This is a genomic window from Streptomyces globisporus C-1027, assembly GCF_000261345.2.
In the GTDB taxonomy this organism is placed as follows: Bacteria; Actinomycetota; Actinomycetes; order Streptomycetales; family Streptomycetaceae; genus Streptomyces; species Streptomyces pakalii.
In genome coordinates this window covers 2,394,570-2,416,893 of record NZ_CP013738.1, presented here as the reverse complement: position 1 = coordinate 2,416,893, position 22,324 = coordinate 2,394,570, and the positions used below count along the sequence as shown (strand labels likewise).

Genomic DNA, 22,324 nt, shown 5'->3' with positions numbered 1-22,324 from the left:
ATCGGGCAGACTGACCGCACCTCACACGGTCCGGATCCCGCCGCGATCCGCCGCACGACCCCGGGAGCGCACGGTGAGCACAGACACTCCGGGCATCGACCCGCTGGAGGCGCTGCGCGCCCCGCGCGACCCCGCCTGCGACGTCTTCCTGACGGGCCCGGTCTTCCTCGACATCATCTTCACGGGCCTCGACAGCGCCCCCGTGCGCGGCACCGAGTCCTGGGCCCGGGGGATGGGCTCCAGCCCCGGCGGCGTCGCCAACATGGCCACCGCCCTCGCCCGCCTCGGGCTGCACACCTCCCTCGCCGCCGCCTTCGGGGACGACCACTACGGCGAGTACTGCTGGGACGCCCTGGAACAGGGCGAGGGCATCGACCTGTCGATGTCGCACACCGTCCCCGGCTGGCACTCCCCGGTCACCGTCTCCATGGCGTACGAAGGCGAGCGCACGATGGTCTCGCACGGCCACGAGGCCCCCGCCCCGGCTCCCGACGCCGGGACCGGAAGCCGGGCAGGGGCCACCGGAACCGGAAGCCGGGCAGGGGCCACCGGGACCGGAAGGGCAGGGGCCACCGGGACCGGAACCTCCACCGCAGCCGCCGCCCCGGTCTTCCCGCAGTGCCCGCCGCGCGCCCGCGCCGCCATCGCCTCGCTCGCCCCGGGCCGGAGCGAGCCCTGGGTGGCCACCGCCGCCCGGGACGGTGCGCTGGTCTTCGGCGACGTCGGGTGGGACGAGACCGGCCGCTGGGACCTGGACGCCCTGCCCGACCTGGCGCACTGCGAGGCGTTCCTGCCCAACGCGGAGGAGGCGATGCGCTACACCCGTACCGACTGCCCCCGCGCCGCCGCGCACGCGCTCGCCGAACGCGTCCCGCTCGCCGTGGTCACCCTCGGCGCGGAGGGTGCGTACGCCGTCGACGGCCGCACCGGCACCGCCGCGGCGGTGCCCGCCATCGAGGTGGAGGCGCTCGACCCGACCGGGGCGGGGGACGTCTTCGTCGCCGGTTTCGTGACCGGCACCCTCGCCGACTGGCCGCTCGCCGACCGGCTCGCCTTCGCCGGGCTCACCGCCGCGCTCTCGGTCCAGGAGTTCGGCGGCTCGCTCTCCGCCCCCGGCTGGGCCGAGATCGCCGCCTGGTGGCAGCTGATCCGCACCTGCGACCGCCAGGACCCGGCCGCCCTGGAGCGCTACGCCTTCCTGGACGACCTGCTGCCGGCCACGGCCCGAGCCTGGCCGCTGCGGCGCGCCGTGCCCACGATCGGCTTCCGCCAGTGAGCGGGCGGCGGCCGGTCGCACACGCGGGCGCCGGGCCGCGTCGTACACACGGACGGTAAAACCCCTCGGTGTTGTCACTGCCAGGTCGTAGGCTTGGTAATCCAGAGGTTGTCGAGCAGCGAGAACCCTGCAACGGGAGGTATGCGCAGGCCATAGGGCCGGCCCATGACTCAGTCACCCACACAGCCGCAGGCGCGTGCCCAGATCAGGATCCCGGCCGCACATCCCATGGTGATGCTCCTCGGATCGGGCGACTCGCTGTTGCGCGTGATCGAAGAGGCTTTCCCGGCGGCCGACATCCATGTCCGGGGCAACGAGATCAGTGCCACGGGCGAGGTCGCGGACGTCGCTCTCATCCAACGCCTGTTCGACGAGATGATGCTCGTGCTCCGCACCGGAGCGCCGATGACGGAGGACGCAGTGGAACGGTCGATCGCCATGCTCAGGGCGGCCGGCAACGGACAGGGAGACCCCCAGGGCGAGACGCCTGCCGAGGTGCTCACGCAGAACATCCTCTCCAACCGCGGCCGCACCATCCGCCCCAAGACGCTCAACCAGAAGCGGTACGTGGACGCGATCGACGAGCACACGATCGTGTTCGGCATCGGTCCCGCCGGTACGGGCAAGACCTACCTGGCCATGGCCAAGGCGGTCCAGGCCCTGCAGTCCAAGCAGGTCAGCCGGATCATCCTGACCCGGCCCGCGGTCGAGGCGGGGGAGCGGCTCGGCTTCCTGCCGGGCACCCTGTTCGACAAGATCGACCCGTATCTGCGCCCGCTCTACGACGCGCTGCACGACATGCTCGACCCCGACTCGATCCCGCGGCTGATGGCGGCGGGCACGATCGAGGTCGCGCCCCTGGCGTACATGCGCGGCAGGACCTTGAATGACGCCTTCATCATTCTCGACGAGGCGCAGAACACCAGCGCCGAGCAGATGAAGATGTTCCTCACCCGCCTCGGCTTCGACTCCAAGATCGTCATCACCGGTGACATCACCCAGGTCGACCTGCCGAGCGGCACCAAGAGCGGGCTGCGGCAGGTCCAGGAGATCCTGGAGGGTGTGGAGGACGTGCACTTCTCCCGCCTCACCTCCCAGGATGTCGTCCGGCACAAGCTCGTCGGCCGTATCGTCGACGCGTACGAGAAGTACGACAGCCGAAACGGTCAGCAGGACGGTCGGGCGGAAGGCCGCCAGGACGGCCGAAGCGACCGCCGAAAAGGGAAGTAGCCGCAGCGCACCATGTCGATCGACGTCAACAACGAGTCCGGAACCGAGGTCGACGAGCAGGCGATCCTCGACATCGCCCGCTACGCACTGGCCCGGATGCGGATCCACCCGCTGTCCGAGCTCTCGGTGATCGTGGTGGACACCGACGCCATGGAGCAGCTGCACATCCAGTGGATGGACCTCCCCGGTCCGACCGATGTCATGTCCTTCCCGATGGACGAGCTGCGTCCGCCGGCCAAGGACGACGAGGAGCCCCCGCAGGGGCTCCTCGGTGACATCGTGCTCTGCCCGGAGGTCGCGAAGAAGCAGGGCGAAGAGGCCCCGACGCAGCACTCCATGGACGAGGAGCTCCAGCTCCTGACCGTCCACGGGGTGCTGCACCTGCTGGGGTACGACCACGAGGAGCCGGACGAGAAGGCCGAGATGTTCGGTCTCCAGGCCGCCATCGTGGACGGCTGGCGCGGCGAGCACGGGCTCACCGGCGCGTCCCCCGCCCCCACCGTCTCGTGAGCGCCCCGTTGATCGTCGGCGCCGTCCTGCTGGTCATGGTCGGCTGGCTGGCCGCCTGTGCCGAGGCCGGTATCGCCCGCACCTCCAGCTTCCGGGCGGACGAGGCGGTCCGGTCCGGCCGGCGCGGCAGCGCGAAGCTCGCGCAGATCGCGGCCGACCCGACCCGCTATCTCAACGTCGCCCTGCTGGTGCGGGTCGCCTGCGAGATGTCGGCCGGGGTCCTCGTCACCTACGTCTGCCTCCAGGAGTTCCCCGAGACCTGGGAGGCGCTGGCCGTCGCCATGGGCGTGATGGTCCTCGTCTCCTACGTCGCCATCGGCGTCTCCCCGCGCACGATCGGCCGCCAGCACCCGCTGAACACGGCCACGGCCTCGGCGTACGTCCTGCTGCCGCTGGCCAGGATCATGGGCCCGATCCCGCAGCTGCTGATCCTCGTCGGCAACGCCCTGACCCCGGGCAAGGGGTTCCGCAAGGGCCCGTTCGCCAGCGAGGCCGAGCTGCGCGCGATGGTCGACCTCGCCGAGGCGGAGTCGCTGATCGAGGACGACGAGCGCCGCATGGTGCACTCGGTCTTCGAGCTGGGCGACACCCTGGTCCGCGAGGTCATGGTGCCGCGCACCGACCTCGTCGCCATCGAGCGCTACAAGACGATCCGCCAGGCCCTCACCCTCGCCCTGCGCTCCGGCTTCTCCCGGATACCGGTCACCGGCGAGAACGAGGACGACGTCGTCGGGATCGTCTATCTGAAGGACCTCGTCCGCAAGACGCACATCAACCGCGAGTCCGAGGCCGACCCCGTCTCCACCGCGATGCGCCCCGCCGCCTTCGTCCCCGACACCAAGAACGCCGGGGACCTGCTGCGCGAGATGCAGCAGGACCGCAGCCATGTCGCGGTCGTCATCGACGAGTACGGCGGCACCGCGGGCATCGTCACCATCGAGGACATCCTGGAGGAGATCGTCGGCGAGATCACCGACGAGTACGACCGGGAGCTGCCGCCCGTCCAGGAGCTGGAGAACGGCTCCTACCGGGTCACCGCCCGCCTCGACATCGGGGACCTCGGCGACCTCTTCGGGCTCGACGAGTACGACGACGAGGACGTGGAGACCGTCGGCGGCCTGCTCGCCAAGGCGCTCGGCCGGGTCCCGATCGCCGGTGCCTCCGCCGTCGTCGAGCTGCCGGACCAGCGCCGGCTCCGGCTCACCGCGGAGTCCCCGGCGGGCCGCCGGAACAAGATCGTCACGGTGCTCGTGGAGCCCGAGCCCCAGGAACCCGAGGAGAAGGAAGCGGAATGACGCCGGAGCGGCTGCGGGCCTTCTGCCTGGAGTTCAACGCGAGCATGGAGGAGTTCCCGTTCGGCCCGGAGACCTCGGTCTTCAAGGTGCTCGGCAAGATGTTCGCCCTCACCGCCCTGGACGCCCGCCCGCTCACCGTCAACCTCAAGTGCGACCCCGACGAGGCGATCCGGCTGCGCGAGACGCACACCGCGATCGTGCCCGGCTGGCACATGAGCAAGCGGCACTGGAACACCGTCACCGTCTCCGGCGTCCCCGACCGGCTGCTGCGCGAGATGATCGAGGACTCCTACGACCTGGTGGTCGCCGGACTCCCGAAAGCGGAGAGGCTCCGCCTGGACAGGCCCTGAACAGGACGAGGACGGGCCCGCTCCTCCCCCGTGGGGAGCGGGCCCGTTCTCGTACCGCCAGGGAGGTCAGCTCCGGCGCATCCCGGCCGCCACCACCGCGCCCGCCGCCAGCAGGATCGCCGCGGCGACCCGCCACCACCGTCCGTACGCCGTCGAACAGCGAGTCCTGCGTGGTCGCCAGCACTCCCAGCAGCGGGATACCGACCGTCAGACCCACCTGCTGGGTCGTGGTGACCAGGCCGGTCGCCAGGCCCTGCTCGTCGTTCGGGACGCCCGACGTCACGGTCAGCCCGTACGCGATGATCGCGCCCAGATGGAACATGCTCGCCAGCGACACCGCCACTGTCGCCAGCCACACCCCCGAATCCGCGCCCAGGCCCAGCAGCACGCCGATGAACAGCCCCTGGCCGATGAGGGACAGGGCCAGCGTCCGGCGGGCGCCGACCCGGCCGATCACCCTCGCCGCGAACATCCCCGCCACCACCGACAGCAGCCCCTGGACCCCGAAGACCAGCCCGGTGGCGAACGGCGAGAGGTGCAGGACCTCCTGGAGGTACAGGGTCAGGACGAAGACGACCGTGCTCATCACCGAGAAGGTCACCAGACCGCCCAGGTTGCCGAACGCCACCCGCCGCCGCACCCGCTCGTCGGCCGGCTCTGCCTGGAGGCCACCCAGCTGCGGGTGCCCGCCCGGCCGGACCTGGTGATCGTGCTGCACACCCCGCTGCCCGACACCGGCTGCGAGGCCCGGCTCCAGTGGCTCGCCTCGCCCGAGGGCCGGCGCGGCTCGATGTATCCGGTGCCGGGGTGAGTGCCCCGCCCCGTGCCGGGGTGACCTGCGCGGGCCCGCCGCCCGCTTCGTATGCTCGTGCCATGACCGACACCACCGACCTCGACGCCGAGGACCGCAAGATCGTCACCCTGGCGCGCAGCGCCCGCGCCCGCAACGGGGTGCCCGAGGGCGCGGCCGTACGCGACGAGACGGGACGTACGTATGTCGCGGGCACGGTGGCGCTGGAGTCGCTGAAGCTCAGCGCGCTGCAGACCGCCGTCGCCATGGCCGTGGCCAGCGGCGCCACCTCGCTGGAGGCGGCGGCCGTCGTCTCCGCCGCCGAGACCCCCTCCGACGACGACCGGGCCGCGGTGCGGGACCTGGGCGGACCGGACACCCCGGTGCTGCTCGCGGGCCCGGACGGCACCCTGCGCGTACGCGTCACGGCGGGCTGAGCGAGCGCTCCGGCGGCCGCCGCGCCCGGCGGCTCCGGCGCGTCCCGGCGTACCGCTGTACGAGAGCGCCGCCGGGATCGGGGAGAATGGTCGCCATGAGCGCTCGACCGAACCAAGAATCCGCTGCCCCGCAAGCGGAGACCACCTCCCCCCACCGGGCCGGCTTCGCCTGCTTCGTGGGCCGCCCCAACGCGGGCAAGTCCACCCTCACGAACGCTCTCGTCGGTCAGAAGGTGGCGATCACCTCCAACCGCCCGCAGACCACCCGGCACACCGTGCGCGGCATCGTGCACCGGGACGACGCGCAGCTGATCCTGGTCGACACCCCCGGCCTCCACAAGCCGCGCACGCTGCTGGGCGAGCGGCTCAACGACGTCGTGCGGACCACCTGGGCCGAGGTCGACGTCATCGGCTTCTGCCTGCCCGCCGACCAGAAGCTCGGCCCCGGCGACAAGTACATCGTCAAGGAGCTCGCGGGGATCAGGAAGACCCCCAAGATCGCCATCATCACCAAGACCGACCTGGTCGAGTCCAAGGCGCTGGCCGAACAGCTCCTCGCCGTCTCCGCGCTCGCGGAGGAGCTGGGCTTCGAGTGGGCCGAGATCGTGCCGGTCTCCGCCGTCGGGGACAAGCAGGTCGACCTGCTGGCCGACCTCATCGCCCCGCTGCTCCCCGAGAGCCCGCCGCTCTACCCGGAGGGCGACCTCACCGACGAGCCGGAGATGGTCATGGTCGCGGAGCTGATCCGCGAGGCCGCGCTGGAAGGCGTACGCGACGAACTGCCGCACTCCATCGCGGTCGTCGTCGAGGAGATGCTTCCCCGCGAGGACCGCCCGGCGGACAAGCCGCTGCTGGACATCCACGCCAACGTCTACATCGAGCGGCCCAGCCAGAAGGGCATCATCATCGGCCCGAAGGGCAAGCGGCTGAAGGACGTCGGCACCAAGTCCCGCAAGCACATCGAGGCGCTGCTCGGCACACCGGTCTTCCTGGACCTGCATGTGAAGGTCGCCAAGGACTGGCAGCGCGACCCGAAGCAGCTGCGGAAGCTGGGGTTCTGATCCCTCCCGTGCCCAGGTCCTGTCGTCAAACTGCCGCCTGCCGCGCGACGGCAGTTTGACGACAGGACCTAGGTGCTGATCTCACGCGCCCTCTTTCAGGACGCGTGAGATCAGCGTGCGCTGCGCCCCGGTCAGATCGGGGTCAGCGCAGTACACGGTGCGGCCGTCGACCGTGATCGCGTACCGGAAGCCGTCCGGCACCCCGGCCGACGGGGTGTCCCGCGCCGCGCCGAGCGCCTCGTCGGCGAGGGACCGCCACTCCGCGGCGTCCGCCCGGCCCTCCGTGTCGACCTCATGGCGGCGGGCGATGCCGGCGAAGCCGCCGGTCCGGCTGACCTGAATGCGCATGGGGTCCTGTCTATCGGGGGCCGGACGGACACTCAACCCCGCCCGTCGGCGCGGCGCTCGGTGGTCCGGGTCACGCCCGGGTGGGGCGCTGGGAGGCCGGGTCACGCCCGGGCGTGGCACTCGGGTCCGGGTCACGCCCGGGTGGGAACGCCCACCTCCGACCAGGCCTTGAGGACCGCCTCCCGCTCGTCCGCCTCGCCGAAGCGGGCGCCCGCCGCCGCGACCGTCAGCCGGGCGAACTCCGCGAAGTCCGCGGTGGCCGTCAGCTCGCCGCCGGTCAGCACGTCGAACCAGATCTGCCCGGCGCGCTCCCAGGAATTCCCGCCCAGCGCGGTGGCCAGGAGGTAGAACGCGCGGTTGGGGATGCCGGAGTTGAGGTGGACGCCGCCGTTGTCCTCCTCCGTCTCGATGTAGTCGTCCATGGAGCCCGGCTGCGGGTCCTTGCCGAGGACGTCGTCGTCGTACGCCGTGCCCGGGGCCTTCATCGAGCGCAGCGCGTCCCCGCTGACCCGGGGCGCGAGCAGCCCGGCGCCGATCAGCCAGTCGGCCTGCTCGGCGCTCTGGCCCAGCGAGTACTGCTTGACCAGGGAGCCGATCACGTCGGACACGGACTCGTTGAGCGCGCCCGACTGGCCCTCGTAGCGCAGGTTGGCGGTGTACTGGGTGAGGCCGTGGGCCAGTTCGTGGGCGATCACGTCGACCGCCACGGTGAAGTCGAGGAAGATCTCGCCGTCGCCGTCCCCGAAGACCATCTGCTCGCCGTCGAAGAACGCGTTGTTGTACTCCTGGCCGTAGTGCACGGAGCCGATCAGCGGGAGGCCCTTGCCGTCGATCGAGCTGCGCCCGTACGCCGAGAGGAGCAGCTCGAAGGTGGCGCCGAGCCCGGCGTACGCGCGGTTGACGCTGGCGTCGGACGTGGGCTTGTCGCCCTCCTCGCGGACCTTGACGCCGGGCAGGGTCGTGCCCGTCTCGCAGTCGTACAGGATGCGCTGCGGCTTGCTGGGCACCGCTCCGGCGGTGTGCCGGGTCGGGGTCGCGGCCAGCGCGGTGATCCGGCGGCGGTCACGGCGCAGGGCGTCGGCCGCCAGGGTGCGGCGGGCCGGGTCCGCGAGCCGGGCGTCGGCGGACCGGGAGAGGTGGTCGAGGACGTGGGGCGGAACGATGGTGCAGAAGACGGGGTTGAGCTCGCCGTCGGTTCGAAGGTGCATACCTACGACTGTGGCACTCCGTCACTACGCTGTCACTGGTTGCGACCATGATTGACGAAATGGAGTGATGAGTCACTGTTTACCCGTCATCGATGCCCGGTCCCGCATACTGATACGGACCGACACCACGGGCCACACTCGGTTACGCTCGTCGCATCATGCGTTTCGGGCTGCTTCTTCTTAGCTGCCGCGGCGAGGGCCTGTAGTCGTAGGCCGACCCCCTCCCCGCGGAGTCTGGTGCTGCAGCGACACAGTCGGCCGATCCCCGCTGGACCGAGGAGCCCTACGCCATGACCACCGTGAATCCCGCCGGTAATTCTGTCGGCCGCCCCACCCCGATCACCAACGCGACGCAGCTGCAGAAGCCCTCCGGGATGCCGGTCCACAAGTACGGCCGCTACGAGGCCGTCGACATCCCCGACCGCTCCTGGCCCGACAACCGCATCACCGCGGCGCCCCGCTGGCTGTCCACCGACCTGCGCGACGGCAACCAGGCCCTGATCGACCCGATGTCCCCGGCCCGCAAGCGCGAGATGTTCGACCTGCTGGTGAAGATGGGCTACAAGGAGATCGAGGTCGGCTTCCCGTCCTCCGGCGAGACCGACTTCGCTTTCGTACGCTCCATCATCGAAGAGGGCGCGATCCCCGAGGACGTGACGATCTCCGTCCTGACGCAGGCCCGCGAGGAGCTGATCGAGCGCACCGTGGAGTCCCTGGCCGGTGCCCACCGGGCCACCGTCCACCTGTACAACGCCACCGCCCCGACCTTCCGCCGCGTCGTCTTCCGCGGTTCGCGCGAAGAGGTCAAGCAGATCGCGGTGGACGGCACCCGGCTGGTCATGGAGTACGCCGAGAAGATCCTGGGCCCCGAGACGATCTTCGGCTACCAGTACAGCCCGGAGATCTTCACCGACACCGAGCTGGACTTCGCCCTGGAGGTCTGCGAGGCCGTCTGCGACGTGTGGCAGCCGGAGGAGGGCCGCGAGATCATCCTCAACCTGCCCGCCACCGTGGAGCGTTCCACGCCCTCCACCCACGCGGACCGCTTCGAGTGGATGTCCCGCAACCTGACCCGCCGCGAGCACGTCTGCCTGTCGGTCCACCCGCACAACGACCGGGGCACCGCCGTCGCCGCCGCCGAGCTGGCCATCATGGCCGGCGCCGACCGGATCGAGGGCTGCCTGTTCGGCCAGGGCGAGCGCACCGGCAACGTCGACCTGGTCACCCTGGGCATGAACCTGTTCTCCCAGGGCGTCGACCCCCAGATCGACTTCTCGCAGATCGACGAGATCCGCCGCACCAGCGAGTACTGCAACCAGATGGAGATCCACCCGCGCCACCCCTACGCGGGCGATCTGGTCTACACCGCCTTCTCCGGCTCCCACCAGGACGCCATCAAGAAGGGCTTCGACGCGATGGAGAAGGACGCGGCGGCCCAGGGCAAGACGGTCGACGACATCGAGTGGGCCGTGCCGTACCTGCCGATCGACCCGAAGGACGTCGGCCGCTCCTACGAGGCCGTCATCCGGGTCAACTCGCAGTCCGGCAAGGGCGGTATCGCGTACGTCCTGAAGAACGACCACAAGCTGGACCTGCCGCGCCGGATGCAGATCGAGTTCTCCCGGATCATTCAGGCCAAGACCGACGCCGAGGGCGGCGAGGTCACCCCGACCCAGATCTGGTCCACCTTCCAGGACGAGTACCTGCCCAACGCGGAGAACGCGGGGGCGCGTTGGGGGCGTATCCAGCTGCGCTCCGGCCAGACCACCTCCGACACCGACGGGACGGACACCCTGACCGTCGAGGCCGTCGTGGACGGCGTCGACACCGTCCTGACCGGTTCCGGCAACGGCCCGATCTCGGCGTTCTTCGAAGCGCTGCAGGCCATCGGCATCGACGCCCGGCTGCTGGACTACACCGAGCACACGATGAGCGAGGGAGCCAGCGCCCAGGCCGCCTCGTACATCGAGTGCGCGATCGACGGCAAGGTCCTGTGGGGCATCGGCATCGACGCCAACACCACCCGCGCCTCGCTGAAGGCGGTCGTCTCCGCCGTCAACCGCGCGGCCCGCTGACGCCGAACGGCTCGTTCCGGACCCCGACCGCCCGCTCCGGGAGGTCGGGGTTCGGCCATATCCGGGAGTTGTGACGTCCAAGAGGCTGACGCCCCCTCGCGAATGTGGCTAACATCACGTCCAACACACGGCAGTGTTGCCGGAGCGTTACGGAGGTGTGCGACGTGCGGTCAGCCAAAGGACAACGCGCTCTGAGGCCGGTCCTCTGCGGCGTTCGCACGGTCTGGGACGCCGTCGGCGACGGCGTCTTCTTCTGCCCGTGCTGCGGGGGAGACCGCAACTACCGCCGGCTCACCGGCCGCCGCCGTCTCACCGTCCTCGGAGTCCCGCTGGTCGGCCGGGGCGAGGCCGAGCCCGTCGTCGAGTGCGCCGCCTGCCTGGCCCACCACGCCCCCGAGGCGCTGGAGCACCCCACCACGACCCGGTTCTCCACGATGCTCCGCGAGGCCGTCCACACCGTCACCCTGGCCGTCCTCGCCGCCGGGGGCACCACCTCCCGCACGGTCCTGGAGGCCGCCGTCGCCACCGTGCGCGACGCCGGGCTCGACGACTGCACCCAGGAGCAGCTGTTCACGGTCGTCGAGGTGCTGGCCGCCGACACCGGCCGCGGCTCCGGCACCGACCCGGCCGCCGAGGCCTGCGGCCCCACCCTCGCCATCGAGCTGCACGAGGTGCTGGCCCCGCTCGCCCCGCACCTGGCCACCGCCGGCCGCGCGTCCGTCCTCCTCCAGGGCGCCCGGATCGCCCTGGCCGACGGGCCCTACTGCGCCGCCGAGCGCCAGGTCCTGACGACGGTCGGCAGCGCCCTCGGCATCCCCGCCGAGGAGACCGCCCGGGTGCTGGCCGAGGCGGCCCGTACGCCGTCGTAGGCGTTCGCCGGAACGCGTAGGCGTTCGCGGGAACTCGACTTCGTTCAGCGTTCGCAGGGACTCGGCTTCGTTCGACAGCCTTAATCAGCCGGCCCTGATGTTTCCCACCGGCCGGACGACGCTCCCCTACACGACGCCGACGGTCATCGCCGTGGGCCCACTCCTGCGCGAACTGCTGATCGCCTGCACCGAGCCCGGCCTCGCACCTGCCGAGCGCCGCCGGCTGCTCGGTGTGATCAACGACCGGCTGCTGCGTGCCGACATCACCGCCCTGCAGCTCCCCACGGCCCGCGACCCCCGCCTGGCCGCCGCATGCCGCCTCGTACTGCAGGATCTGTCCCAGCCGCGGACCCTCCCCTGGCTGGCCGGACGCGTCGGCGTGGGTGAGCGGCAGCTGGGACGGCTCTTCCGCGCGGAGTTCGGCGGAACCTATCCCCAGTGGCGCACCAACGCCCGGATCTTCCAGGTGATGATCGAACTGAGCGAGGGAGCCACCGTGACACAGGCGGCACACAGGTGTGGCTGGGCCACCCCCAGCGCCTTCATCGACACGTTCACCCGCGTCATGGGCCGGACCCCCGGCAGCTACCGCGGGTAGACGCTCCCGCAGGCCGCCCCCGGTGGGCGACAATGGGCCCATGAGCTTGTTCCGGGACGACGGCATCGTGCTGCGTACGCAGAAACTGGGCGAGGCCGACCGGATCATCACGATCCTGACCCGCGGCCACGGCCGGGTCCGCGCCGTCGCCCGCGGGGTGCGCCGCACCAAGTCCAAGTTCGGCGCCCGCCTGGAGCCCTTCTCCCACGTCGACGTGCAGTTCTTCGCGCGCGGCAGCGAGCTGGTCGGCCGCGGGCTGCCGCTCTGCACCCAGAGCGAGACGATCGCCCCGTACGGCGGCGGGATCGTCGCCGACTACGCCCGCTATACCGCGGGCACCGCGATGCTGGAGACCGCCGAGCGGTTCACCGACCACGAGGGCGAACCGGCCGTCCAGCAGTATCTGCTGCTCGTCGGCGGCCTGCGCACCCTCGCCCGGGGCGAGCACGCCCCTCATCTGATCCTGGACGCGTTCCTGCTGCGCTCGCTCGCCGTCAACGGCTACGCGCCCAGCTTCGAGGACTGCGCCAAGTGTGGAATGCCCGGTCCGAACCGGTTCTTCTCCGTCGCGGCGGGGGGCGTCATATGCGGTGACTGCCGGGTGCCCGGCAGCGTCGTACCCTCGGCACAGGCACTCGAACTGCTGAGCGCGCTGCTCAGCGGCGACTGGGCGACGGCGGACGCGTGCGAGGCGCGTCATGTCAGGGAGGGGAGCGGGCTGGTGTCCGCCTATCTGCACTGGCATCTGGAGCGCGGCCTGCGCTCGCTGCGGTACGTCGAGAAGTGACGCGGTGCGTCGAGAAGTGACGCGGTGCGTCGAGAAGTGACGCGGTGCGTCGGGCAGACGACGCGGTGCGTGGAGAAGTGACACAGGGAGACTGAGAAGCACATGGCAGTACGCGGGATCCTCGGCGGCCGTAACCGGCGCACGTACAAGACCCCCGAGCCGCACCCCTCGGGCGCGGTGCCGCCGAAGATCCCCGGCGAGCTGGTGCCCCAGCACGTCGCCGTCGTGATGGACGGCAACGGCCGCTGGGCGAAGGAGCGGGGCCTGCCCCGCACCGAGGGCCACAAGGTCGGTGAGGGCGTCGTCATGGACGTCCTCAAGGGCTGTATCGAGATGGGCGTGAAGAACCTCTCGCTCTACGCCTTCTCCACGGAGAACTGGAAGCGCTCGCCGGACGAGGTGAAGTTCCTGATGAACTTCAACCGCGACGTGATCCGCCGCCGCCGCGACGAGATGGACGAACTCGGCATCCGCATCCGCTGGGTGGGCCGCATGCCCAAGCTGTGGAAGTCCGTCGTCCAGGAGCTCCAGGTCGCCCAGGAGCAGACGAAGGACAACGACAAGATGACGCTGTACTTCTGCGTCAACTACGGCGGCCGCGCCGAGATCGCGGACGCCGCGCAGCGCATCGCCCAGGACGTGGCGGCCGGGAAGCTGGACCCGTCCAAGGTCAACGAGAAGACCTTCGCGAAGTACACGTACTACCCGGACATGCCGGACGTGGACCTCTTCGTGCGGCCCAGCGGCGAGCAGCGCACCTCGAACTACCTGATCTGGCAGAGCGCCTACGCCGAGATGGTCTTCCAGGACGTTCTCTGGCCGGATTTCGACCGCCGGGACCTGTGGCGGGCCTGTCTGGAGTACGCCCAGCGCGACCGCCGCTTCGGCGGGGCGCAGGAGGCGGAAGCCGCCAAGTGAGCCGAGAAAGGGGCGGGCCCGGTGCGTGGTGCACCGGGCCCGCCCCTTTCGTCGTACGTCCGTTACGCCTTCTTCTCGGCGCACTCCGCGCAGGTGCCGAAGATCTCGACGGTGTGCGCGACGTTCACATAGCCGTGCTGGGCGGCGATCATCTCGGCCCACTGCTCGACGGCCGGGCCCTCGACCTCCACGGCCTTGCCGCAGAGCCGGCAGACCAGGTGGTGGTGATGGTCGCCGGTCGAGCACCGCCGGTAGACGGCCTCGCCCTCGGTGGTACGCAGGACGTCGACCTCACCGGCGTCGGCGAGGGACTGCAGGGTCCGGTAGACCGTTGTGAGGCCCACGGAGTCGCCGCGGTGTTTGAGGACGTCGTGCAGCTCCTGGGCGCTGCGGAACTCGTCGACCTCGTCGAGCGCCGCCGCCACCGCCGCCCGCTGCCGGGTGGACCGGCCGCGTACCGGCGCTGCGTTCGTGCCACTGATCGGCGCCGTGGCCACAGGTGCCTCCTCGTGTCGCCCGTACATGTGTCGGGCCATTGTGCCAGCCCGACCGGGCGCCGTACTCAAACGCGCACGTCGTCCGCGCCCCGCCGGGCGGGTGGTACTTCCAGGGTGCACTCGGCACCCTTCGCCTCGCTCGCCCGGGCGCGCCGTCGCGCGAGCGGAGCGGCGAGCGCGGTCAGCGCGACGAACACCGCGATGGCCAGCAGCACGATCGTCGCGCCGGGCGGAACGTCCTGGTAGTACGAGGTCACGGTGCCGGTGAGGGTGACGGCGGTGCCGATCACCACGGACAGGACGAACGTGACCTTGAAGGACTTGGTGATCTGCTGGGCGGCCGCCACCGGCACCACCATCAGCGCGCTGACCAGCAGCAGCCCGACGACCCGCATCGCGACGGTCACGGTGACCGCGGCGGTGACCGCGACCAGCAGGTTCAGCACCCGGACGGGCAGCCCGGAGACCCGGGCGAACTCCTCGTCCTGGCTGACCGCGAACAGCTGCCGCCGCAGCCCCACCGTGACCAGCACGACGAAGGCCGCCAGGACGCAGATCGCGACGACGTCCGACTCGGAGACGGTGGCGAGCGAGCCGAAGAGGTACGAGGTCAGATTGGCGTTGGAGCCGGTGTCGGACAGGTTGATCAGCATGACGCCGCCCGCCATGCCCCCGTAGAACAGCATCGCGAGGGCGAGGTCGCCGCGCGTGTGTCCGTACCAGCGGATCAGCTCCATCACGACGGCGCCGGCCACCGCGACGGCGGTGGCCATCCACACGGGGCTGGTGGAGAGCAGGAAGCCGAGGCCGACGCCGGTCATCGCGATGTGCCCGATGCCGTCGCCCATCAGGGCCTGGCGCCGCTGCACCAGGTAGATCCCGATGGCGGGCGCGGTGATCCCGACCAGCACGGCCGCGATGAGCGCCCGCTGCATGAACGGAGGGTTGAGGAATTCGAAGAGCATCAGGTCAGCAGTCCCGTCCGGACGGGCTCGGCGGCCGCGTGGGGGTGTACGTGGTCGTGGCCGGGCAGGGCGTGCTGGCCGAGTGCCTCGGGCGGCGGCCCGTCGTGCGTCACGCAGCCGTCGCGCAGGACGACGGCCCGGTCGATCAGGGGCTCCAGCGGGCCCAGCTCGTGCAGCACCAGCAGCACGGAGGTGCCGAGCGCCACCTGCTCGCGCAGGGTCGAGGCCAGGATCTCCTGGCTGGCCAGGTCCACCCCCGCCATCGGCTCGTCCATGATCAGCAGCTCCGGCTCGGAGGCCAGGGCGCGGGCGATCAGCACGCGCTGGTGCTGGCCGCCCGACAGGGCGCTCACGGAGTCCTTCGCACGGTCGGCCAGGCCCACCAGCTCGATGGCACGGTCCACGGCAGCCCGGTCCGCCTTCCCGGGCCACCGCAGCCCCGTACGGGACAGCCGGCCGGAGGCGACGACCTCGCGGATCGTGGCGGGCACGCCGCCTGCGGCCGTGGTGCGCTGCGGGACGTACCCGATCCGGCCCCACCGGCGGAAGCGGCGCAGCTCGGTGCCGAACAGCTCGACGCTGCCGCCGGTCAGCGGGACCTGCCCGATGACCGACCGCACGGCGGTGGACTTGCCGGAACCGTTGGCGCCGAGCAGGGCGACGACCTCGCCGCGGTGCACGGTCAGGTCGACCCCGCGCAGCACGGGGCGCGCGCCGAGGGTGGCCGTGGCGCAGCGCAGGCTGATCACGGCCTCGCGGGGGGTGCTCTCACGCTCCGGCATGAGCGCCTCCGATCCGAACGTCACAGGTGATGCGGGTGGTGCGGGTCACTTCGCGCCGAGGGCTTTCTGCAGCGCGGCGAGGTTGGACTCCATGACCTCGATGTAGTCAGCGCCCTGGGACTTGTCCGTAATTCCCTCCAGCGGGTCCAGGACGCCGGTCTTCAGCCCGGTGTCCTTCGCGAGGGTCTTCGCCGTCCTGTCGCTGGCGAGCGTCTCGAAGAAGACCGTGGTGGCCTTCTCCTTCTCCGCGATGGTGTGGATCTCCTGGATCCGCGCGGGGCTCGGCTCGGCCTCGGGGTCGATGCCCGCGATGCCCTGCTGGGTGAGCCCGTAGCGCTCGGCGAGGTAGCCGAAGGCGGAGTGGGTGGTGATGAAGGTCTTGGTGGCCGGGTTCTTCAGCCCGGTCTCGTACGCCGTGTTCAGCTCGCCCAGCTCGGCGACGAGGGCGTCGGTGTTCTTCTGGTAGTCGGCGGCGTGGTCGGGGTCGGCTTTCTCCAGCGACTTGCCGACACCCTTGGCGACTTCGGCGTACTTCACCGGGTCCAGCCAGATGTGCGGGTCGGCGCCGCCCTCCTCGCCGTGGTTGTGGCCGTCGCCCTCGGAGTGCTCCTCGTGGGCTTCCTCGCCCTCGTGCCCGTGCTCGTCCGCGTGCTCCTCGCCTTCGTGGCCGTGGTCGTGGCCGCTGACCTCGGAGCCGTGGTTCTCCAGCGTGGTGAGGGTCGCGGCGTCGACGGTGTTCTGCACACCGGACTGCTTGATCGCGTCGTCCACGGCGGGCTGGATGCCCTTGAGGTACAGCACGTAGTCGGACTCGCTGATGGAGCCGATCTGGCGCGGGGTGAGCTCCAGGTCGTGCGGCTCGACGCCCGGCTTGGTGAGGCTGGTGACGGCGACGTGCTCGCCGCCGATCCTCTCGGCCAGGAACTGCATCGGGTAGAACGACGCGGTCACCTTGAGCTTGTCGCCGTTGCCCCCGTCCGCCGCGTCGGAGGTGGAGCAGGCCGAGAGAGCGGTCAGACCGAGGACGACTGCTCCGGCGACGGCGGTGGTGGGTATGAGGCGACGTACGTTCATGACAGTCATTTTCAACAAAAGTGGAAACGATTGTCAACAAGGCTGATGAGATGCCCGGAAGATCACGAGCCGACGGCACGGGGCTTCTTTTGAGCCCCTACCGATTTGATCCGGGGGGTGCGCACGCCGGTAACCTGAGTCATTCGCCGTTCGTCATCGTCGTATGAAGAGAGCACCGTGGCCGCCGACAAGATCGACACCATCGTCAGCCTGAGCAAGCGCCGTGGCTTCGTCTACCCCTGCAGTGAGATCTACGGTGGCCAGAAGGCCGCCTGGGACTACGGGCCGCTGGGCGTCGAGATGAAGGAGAACCTGAAGCGTCAGTGGTGGCGCTACATGGTCACCGCGCGCGAGGACGTGGTCGGTATCGACTCGTCGGTCATCCTGGCCCCCGAGGTCTGGGTCGCCTCCGGTCACGTCGCCACCTTCTCGGACCCGCTGACCGAGTGCACCTCCTGTCACAAGCGCTACCGCGCCGACCACCTGGAGGAGGCGTACGAGGAGAAGCACGGCAAGCCGCCGGTCAACGGCCTCGCCGACCTCAACTGCCCCAACTGCGGCAACAAGGGCACCTTCACCGAGCCCAAGCAGTTCTCGGGCCTGCTCTCCACCCACCTCGGCCCGACCCAGGACTCCGGCTCGGTCGCCTACCTGCGTCCCGAGACCGCCCAGGGCATCTTCACCAACTTCGGCCAGGTGCTCCAGACCTCGCGCAAGAAGCCGCCGTTCGGCATCGCGCAGATGGGCAAGTCCTTCCGGAACGAGATCACTCCGGGCAACTTCATCTTCCGGACCCGTGAGTTCGAGCAGATGGAGATGGAGTTCTTCGTCAAGCCGGGCGAGGACGAGGAGTGGCAGCAGTACTGGATGGACCAGCGCTGGAACTGGTACACGGACCTCGGCATGCGCGAGGAGAACATGCGCTGGTTCGAGCACCCGAAGGAGAAGCTCTCCCACTACTCCAAGCGCACCGCGGACATCGAGTACCGCTTCCGCTTCGGCGGCAGCGAGTGGGGCGAGCTGGAGGGCGTGGCCAACCGCACCGACTACGACCTCAAGGCGCACTCCGAGGCCTCCGGCACCGACCTGCGCTACCACGACCAGGAGGCCCAGGAGCGCTGGACGCCGTACGTCATCGAGCCCGCGGCCGGTGTCGGCCGCGCGATGCTGGCGTTCCTGCTCGACGCCTACGTCGAGGACGAGGCCCCCAACGCCAAGGGCGTCATGGAGAAGCGCACCGTGATGCGCCTCGACCCCCGCCTGGCCCCGGTCAAGGTCGCGGTCCTGCCGCTGTCCCGCAACGCGCAGCTCTCGCCGAAGGCCAAGGGCCTGGCGGCCGACCTGCGCAAGAACTGGAACATCGAGTTCGACGACGCCGGCGCCATCGGCCGCCGCTACCGCCGTCAGGACGAGATCGGCACCCCGTTCTGCGTCACCGTCGACTTCGACACGCTCGACGACAACGCGGTGACCGTCCGGGAGCGCGACACGATGAAGCAGGAGCGTGTCTCGCTGGACCAGATCCAGGCGTACCTGGGCGCGCGTCTGCTCGGCTGCTGACACCCGCATCTGTGCGTGAGGCCCCCGGTTCCGGGTACGGAACCGGGGGCTTCGTCGTACGGTCCACCGGAGCCCCCGCCGCTGTTCCGGGAGGTACGCCATGCCGTCGATCACCACCAGCAAGGTCAGCAGATGGGACCAGCACGGCCGTGAACACGTCGTGCAGGTACGGAAGTCGGGCGTGACGCGCCAGTTGACCTGCACCACCTGCGCCTGGCGGCGCTCGGCGCAGTTCCTGCCCTGGCTCAAGGCCGAGGAGCACCTGGCGGAGGCCCACCAGGCGACGGTCGACCCGGCGGCCTGACTCCTCCCCGGCGGCCTGAGACCCTCGACGGCCGGAAAACCTGGTGCGGTGCTCGCGGGGAGCGGGGTACGGTTTCCGCATGTCTTCGTTCTTCCAGATCTACGAGTGAGAGCGCGGCGGGTGCACACACCCCGCCGCAGCCCGGGACCGGCGCGACCGGCCCCGATCACCGTCACCTGACTCACTTCACCTTCCGTAGGGGAGAACACCATGGCCAAGAGCCGCAACAACCTCCTCGGCGTGGGCGGACAGCGCAAGAAGCTGTCCCGCGCCGACCAGCAGGGCGCGGGCTCCGCGCGCGTCGCCGACCGCAAGGTCGCCGAGGACAAGAAGCAGGAGCTGGTCCGCAAGATGCGCGAGCGCGCCGAGGCCCAGACGTCCACCACCGCGGAGCCGAGCGCCGACGAGAACGCGTCGCCCGCGCAGAGCTGACGCCGCGACACCACCGAACGGGCCCTGGAGGCAATGCCTCCAGGGCCCTGGCGTTCACCGCCGCACGCAGTCCTGACCCGTGAGCCTGAACCGGGCCGGCTGGTCCGCGCTCTCCGGGCCGGCCCACCGCTGGAAGCCCGCCTTTTCCAGTACGCGGACCGAGGCCGGGTTGGCCCCTTCCACATCGGCGGACACGGTGTGGACCTCGACCGCGGTGAGGGCGAACTCTGCGAGCGCCCGGGTGGCCTCGGTGGCGTAACCCCGTCCGCGACGGGAGGCCACGATGCCGTACCCGATGCCGACGACGCCCTCGCCGGGCGGCCAGAACAGGCCGATCGAGCCCACCACCAGGCCGCTCCCGCGCTCGACCACCAGGCGGTGGCCGTAGGCGTCGAACCAGGCGGGACGCTCTCCGAAGAGGCCCGCGATCACGCGGTCGCCCTCGGCGGGAAAGTCGTCCGCCCAGCGCGTGGACCTGCTGCCCTCAAGGACCGCGGCGGCCTCTTGCGAGGTCCAGGAACGCAGGACGAGGCGCTCGGTCGTGAGGTCGGCGGGGGCGGGTGAATCGGTGGGGGCGGGTGTAGAAGAGGAAGACACGTGTTCTCCTGGTCGTGGGAAACGACCCGGGCCGCGCTGTCGTCAGCGCGCGGGCCGGACAAGGGCATGACGAAGGCAGCCGACGGCAGCCATATTCATCAACCTCCCTGTCCGACCGAGCACGCGTCTCTTGCGCGGGCGTGACGCTAACAACCGCTCCTCGGCACGGGCAACTCACCTACCGGGCTGCTGACTTGCGACCCCGGCCAGCTCCTCCGAGACCCGCCACACCCGCCGGGCCTCCTCGGGGTCGGTCAGCCGGCTGCAGAGCTTCTGCTCGGCGGGCGGGCCGCCCAAGTTGCCGGGCCCGCCCGGCCCGTAGAGGGCACCGCCCCGGGCCTCCGGCGAGGTCGCCGCGTACAGCGCGGGGAACTTCGCGCTCTCCACGGTGCCGACCAGGATGCCCCGGGCGGACAGCAGACGGATCAGGCGGACGCCCAACGTGTCCTTGGCGCGGCCGACTTCGGGGCGGGCGGCGAGCAGGCTCGTCGGGGCGACGCCCGGGTGGGAGAGGTTGCTCGTGATGCCCCAGCCCTCGGCCTTGCTGCGCCGGTCGAGCTCCAGCCCGAAGAGCCCGAAGGCGATCTTCGACTGGCTGTAGGCGTGCATGCCGTTGTAGGACCGTTCCCAGTTGAGGTCGTCCCAGTTGATGGAGTTGCGGTTGGCGGCGACGCTGATCTGCGAGGTCACCCGGGCCTGCCCGGCCCGCAGGAGGGGCAGCAGCCGGAGGACCAGGGCGACGTGCCCGAGGTGGTTGGTGCCGAACTGCAGCTCGAAGCCGTCGGCGGTCGTCTGCCGGTCGGGCGGGGTCATGACGCCCGCGTTGTTGACCAGCAGATGGATCGGCCGGCCCTCGTCGACGAGGGAGTCGCCGAGTGCGGCGACGGAGTCGAGCGAGGACAGGTCGAGCGTGCGCAGCGACACCTGCGCGCCGGGTGCCTGCCGCCGGATGTCGGCGACGGCGGCCTCTCCCTTGCGCGGGTTGCGTACCGGCAGCACGACCTCGGCTCCGGAGGCGGCGAGCCGGGCCGCGATCCCGAGGCCGATGCCGTCGCTCCCTCCGGTGACGACGGCGCGCTTGCCCGCGAGGTCGGGGACGGGGAGGTCGATGGGCTGGCGGGCCATGAGAATCACTCCTGTGAGGTCGGGCCCCGGGGTCGGGCCTGTGACCGGCGGGGCCGGTGCGGTAGGGCCTCCGCGGTCGGGCCTGTGACGTTGGGCCTGTGAGGTGGGGCTCTCTCCACGGTGACCCTGGCGCCCCGGCCTATCCAGGGCCTCCCGGTCCACCGATCCGCGAGGCGAGGCTAGGGCCCGGCACGGCGCGCGGCCGGACGAGCGCCGCCGTACGGGAGACCGGGGCGGGAGCCGGCGGGGCCGTATGGGGGGATCGACGGTCCGTGGCTGCGGGCGGCTCCGGGCGCTACAAAGAGAGCAGGGGCCACCGGACGCCGAGGGGGCCCGAGCGGCTCAGGAACCGACCGGTGCCGCGAGAGGAGGCGGAGGAGACATGGAGATCGACCGCCCCGGCCTCGCCGCGTTCCTGCGGCGCCGCCGGGAGCAGCTGCAACCGGAGGACGTCGGCCTCCCGCGCGGGCAGCGCCGCAGGACCAGTGGGCTGCGCCGCGAGGAGGTCGCCGTGCTGTGCCACATGTCGACCGACTACTACGCCCGGCTGGAACGGGAACGCGGCCCGCAGCCCTCCGAGCAGATGATCGCCTCGATAGCGCAGGGCCTCCACCTCTCCCTGGACGAGCGCGACCACCTCTTCCGCCTCTCGGGCCACACGCCACCCGTCCGGGGCACCACCGGCGAACACATCAGCCCCGGCCTCCTCCGCATCCTGGACCGGCTGGACGACACCCCCGCCGAGATCGTCACCGAACTGGGTGAGACGCTGCGGCAGACCCCGCTCGGCGTCGCCCTCACCGGCGACACGACCCGGTACACCGGCCTCGCGCGCAGCATCGGCTACCGGTGGTTCACCGACCCCGACACCCGGGCGCAGTACGTGGCCGAGGACCACGCCTTCCTCTCCCGGATGTTCGCCTCCGGCCTGCGGGAGCTGGCCACCCTGCGGGGGACCGGCTCCCGGGCCGCGTACTGCGCCGAGCTGCTGCGCGAGGGGAGCGAGGAGTTCCGGAGGCTCTGGGACGAGTACGAGATCGGCATCCGCCCGAACGAGGTGAAGCGCTTCATCCACCCCGAGGTCGGCGTCCTGGAGCTGAACTGCCAGCGGCTGCTGGACCCGGACCAGTCGCACAGCCTGCTCGTGTACACGGCCGCGCCGGGCAGCGAGAGCTACGAGCGGCTGCGGCTGCTGTCGGTCATAGGGACACAGTCGCTGTGCTGACCCAGGTGGCG

The 22,324-nt window shown here is 70.9% G+C and carries 24 protein-coding genes and 2 pseudogenes; 17 read left to right on the top strand and 9 right to left on the bottom strand.

Going from position 1 to position 22,324, the window contains the following annotated elements; all coding sequences use genetic code 11:
- Positions 1-73 precede the first annotated feature (73 nt).
- From WQO_RS10485 to WQO_RS10465, 5 genes are all read left to right on the top strand, one after another.
- Positions 74-1,276 (top strand): carbohydrate kinase family protein, encoded by a 1,203-nt coding sequence (locus tag WQO_RS10485; protein WP_010064167.1) that lies wholly within the window; start codon positions 74-76, stop codon positions 1,274-1,276.
- 165 nt (positions 1,277-1,441) lie between these two features.
- Positions 1,442-2,506 carry a PhoH family protein gene (locus tag WQO_RS10480; protein WP_029182694.1) on the top strand — a complete coding sequence of 355 codons (1,065 nt, stop codon included), beginning with the start codon at positions 1,442-1,444 and terminating at the stop codon, positions 2,504-2,506.
- 12 nt (positions 2,507-2,518) lie between these two features.
- Positions 2,519-3,016 carry an rRNA maturation RNase YbeY gene (gene ybeY, locus WQO_RS10475; RefSeq protein ID WP_003969265.1) on the top strand — a complete coding sequence of 166 codons (498 nt, stop codon included), beginning with the start codon at positions 2,519-2,521 and terminating at the stop codon, positions 3,014-3,016.
- Positions 3,013-4,311: a hemolysin family protein gene (locus WQO_RS10470; RefSeq protein ID WP_029182695.1), complete on the top strand. Its 1,299-nt coding sequence runs from the start codon at positions 3,013-3,015 to the stop codon at positions 4,309-4,311. Before ybeY ends, WQO_RS10470 begins: the two co-directional genes overlap by 4 nt.
- Complete coding sequence (locus WQO_RS10465; protein ID WP_010064170.1) at positions 4,308-4,661, top strand: MmcQ/YjbR family DNA-binding protein; 354 nt, start codon at positions 4,308-4,310, stop codon at positions 4,659-4,661. The genes WQO_RS10470 and WQO_RS10465 overlap by 4 nt, the downstream gene beginning before the upstream one ends.
- A 66-nt stretch (positions 4,662-4,727) precedes the next feature.
- Here WQO_RS10465 and WQO_RS34905 read toward each other — a convergent pair.
- A pseudogene (locus WQO_RS34905) lies at positions 4,728-5,298 on the bottom strand (MFS transporter); the annotation flags it as partial.
- Between WQO_RS34905 and WQO_RS34900 the strand changes: the two are divergent.
- The 3 genes and pseudogenes from WQO_RS34900 to era form a co-directional block, all read left to right on the top strand.
- Positions 5,299-5,472, top strand: a pseudogene (locus WQO_RS34900) (XRE family transcriptional regulator); the annotation flags it as partial.
- Positions 5,473-5,534: 62 nt separating this feature from the next.
- A complete protein-coding gene (locus WQO_RS10455) occupies positions 5,535-5,888 on the top strand; it encodes a hypothetical protein (RefSeq protein WP_010064174.1) in 354 nt (117 codons plus the stop codon).
- Between the two features lie 86 nt (positions 5,889-5,974).
- Complete coding sequence (gene era, locus WQO_RS10450) at positions 5,975-6,949, top strand: GTPase Era (RefSeq protein ID WP_373561225.1); 975 nt, start codon at positions 5,975-5,977, stop codon at positions 6,947-6,949.
- Between the two features lie 81 nt (positions 6,950-7,030).
- Here era and WQO_RS10445 read toward each other — a convergent pair whose 3' ends face one another.
- Positions 7,031-7,297: a protealysin inhibitor emfourin gene (locus WQO_RS10445; protein ID WP_010064176.1), complete on the bottom strand. Its 267-nt coding sequence runs from the start codon at positions 7,295-7,297 to the stop codon at positions 7,031-7,033.
- A 131-nt stretch (positions 7,298-7,428) separates the two neighbouring features.
- Positions 7,429-8,505, bottom strand: coding sequence for a M4 family metallopeptidase (locus WQO_RS10440; RefSeq protein ID WP_010064177.1), 1,077 nt, complete (start codon positions 8,503-8,505; stop codon positions 7,429-7,431).
- 290 nt (positions 8,506-8,795) lie between these two features.
- Here WQO_RS10440 and leuA point away from each other — a divergent pair, with 290 nt between their 5' ends.
- The 5 genes from leuA to WQO_RS10415 all read left to right on the top strand — a co-directional run bounded on the left by leuA (position 8,796) and on the right by WQO_RS10415 (position 13,752).
- Positions 8,796-10,580, top strand: a complete 1,785-nt coding sequence (leuA, locus tag WQO_RS10435; protein WP_010064178.1) for a 2-isopropylmalate synthase — start codon at positions 8,796-8,798, stop codon at positions 10,578-10,580.
- Between the two features lie 164 nt (positions 10,581-10,744).
- Entirely contained in the window at positions 10,745-11,449 is a 705-nt protein-coding gene (locus WQO_RS10430) for a TerB family tellurite resistance protein (protein ID WP_029182697.1), read from the top strand.
- A 97-nt stretch (positions 11,450-11,546) separates the two neighbouring features.
- Entirely contained in the window at positions 11,547-12,047 is a 501-nt protein-coding gene (locus WQO_RS10425) for a helix-turn-helix transcriptional regulator (RefSeq protein WP_010064181.1), read from the top strand.
- Between the two features lie 40 nt (positions 12,048-12,087).
- A complete protein-coding gene (gene recO / locus WQO_RS10420; RefSeq protein WP_006124319.1) occupies positions 12,088-12,834 on the top strand; it encodes a DNA repair protein RecO in 747 nt (248 codons plus the stop codon).
- Between the two features lie 102 nt (positions 12,835-12,936).
- The gene (locus tag WQO_RS10415; protein WP_010064182.1) at positions 12,937-13,752 is read left to right on the top strand and encodes an isoprenyl transferase; all 816 of its coding nucleotides are present in this window, start codon (positions 12,937-12,939) and stop codon (positions 13,750-13,752) included.
- A 62-nt stretch (positions 13,753-13,814) separates the two neighbouring features.
- Here WQO_RS10415 and WQO_RS10410 read toward each other — a convergent pair whose 3' ends face one another.
- The 4 genes from WQO_RS10410 to WQO_RS10395 form a co-directional block, all read right to left on the bottom strand.
- The gene (locus WQO_RS10410) at positions 13,815-14,249 is read right to left on the bottom strand and encodes a Fur family transcriptional regulator (protein WP_006124317.1); all 435 of its coding nucleotides are present in this window, start codon (positions 14,247-14,249) and stop codon (positions 13,815-13,817) included.
- Between the two features lie 65 nt (positions 14,250-14,314).
- Positions 14,315-15,214 carry a metal ABC transporter permease gene (locus WQO_RS10405; RefSeq protein WP_010064183.1) on the bottom strand — a complete coding sequence of 300 codons (900 nt, stop codon included), beginning with the start codon at positions 15,212-15,214 and terminating at the stop codon, positions 14,315-14,317.
- Positions 15,214-15,996: a metal ABC transporter ATP-binding protein gene (locus WQO_RS10400; RefSeq protein WP_029182698.1), complete on the bottom strand. Its 783-nt coding sequence runs from the start codon at positions 15,994-15,996 to the stop codon at positions 15,214-15,216. The genes WQO_RS10405 and WQO_RS10400 overlap by 1 nt, the downstream gene beginning before the upstream one ends.
- A 45-nt stretch (positions 15,997-16,041) precedes the next feature.
- Positions 16,042-17,070: a metal ABC transporter substrate-binding protein gene (locus WQO_RS10395; protein ID WP_010064185.1), complete on the bottom strand. Its 1,029-nt coding sequence runs from the start codon at positions 17,068-17,070 to the stop codon at positions 16,042-16,044.
- 177 nt (positions 17,071-17,247) lie between these two features.
- Between WQO_RS10395 and WQO_RS10390 the strand changes: the two genes are divergently transcribed.
- From WQO_RS10390 to WQO_RS10380, 3 genes are all read left to right on the top strand, one after another.
- Entirely contained in the window at positions 17,248-18,630 is a 1,383-nt protein-coding gene (locus WQO_RS10390) for a glycine--tRNA ligase (protein ID WP_010064186.1), read from the top strand.
- Between the two features lie 100 nt (positions 18,631-18,730).
- On the top strand, positions 18,731-18,934 hold the full coding sequence (locus WQO_RS10385) for a hypothetical protein (RefSeq protein WP_010064188.1): 204 nt from the start codon (positions 18,731-18,733) through the stop codon (positions 18,932-18,934).
- Between the two features lie 210 nt (positions 18,935-19,144).
- A complete protein-coding gene (locus WQO_RS10380; RefSeq protein WP_010064189.1) occupies positions 19,145-19,366 on the top strand; it encodes a DUF6243 family protein in 222 nt (73 codons plus the stop codon).
- 54 nt (positions 19,367-19,420) lie between these two features.
- Here WQO_RS10380 and WQO_RS10375 read toward each other — a convergent pair whose 3' ends face one another.
- A complete protein-coding gene (locus WQO_RS10375; protein ID WP_010064190.1) occupies positions 19,421-19,963 on the bottom strand; it encodes a GNAT family N-acetyltransferase in 543 nt (180 codons plus the stop codon).
- Positions 19,964-20,137: 174 nt separating this feature from the next.
- Positions 20,138-21,088: an SDR family oxidoreductase gene (locus WQO_RS10370; protein WP_010064191.1), complete on the bottom strand. Its 951-nt coding sequence runs from the start codon at positions 21,086-21,088 to the stop codon at positions 20,138-20,140.
- 382 nt (positions 21,089-21,470) lie between these two features.
- Here WQO_RS10370 and WQO_RS10365 point away from each other — a divergent pair, with 382 nt between their 5' ends.
- Positions 21,471-22,313, top strand: coding sequence for a helix-turn-helix transcriptional regulator (locus WQO_RS10365; RefSeq protein WP_010064192.1), 843 nt, complete (start codon positions 21,471-21,473; stop codon positions 22,311-22,313).
- Positions 22,314-22,324: the final 11 nt, after the last annotated feature.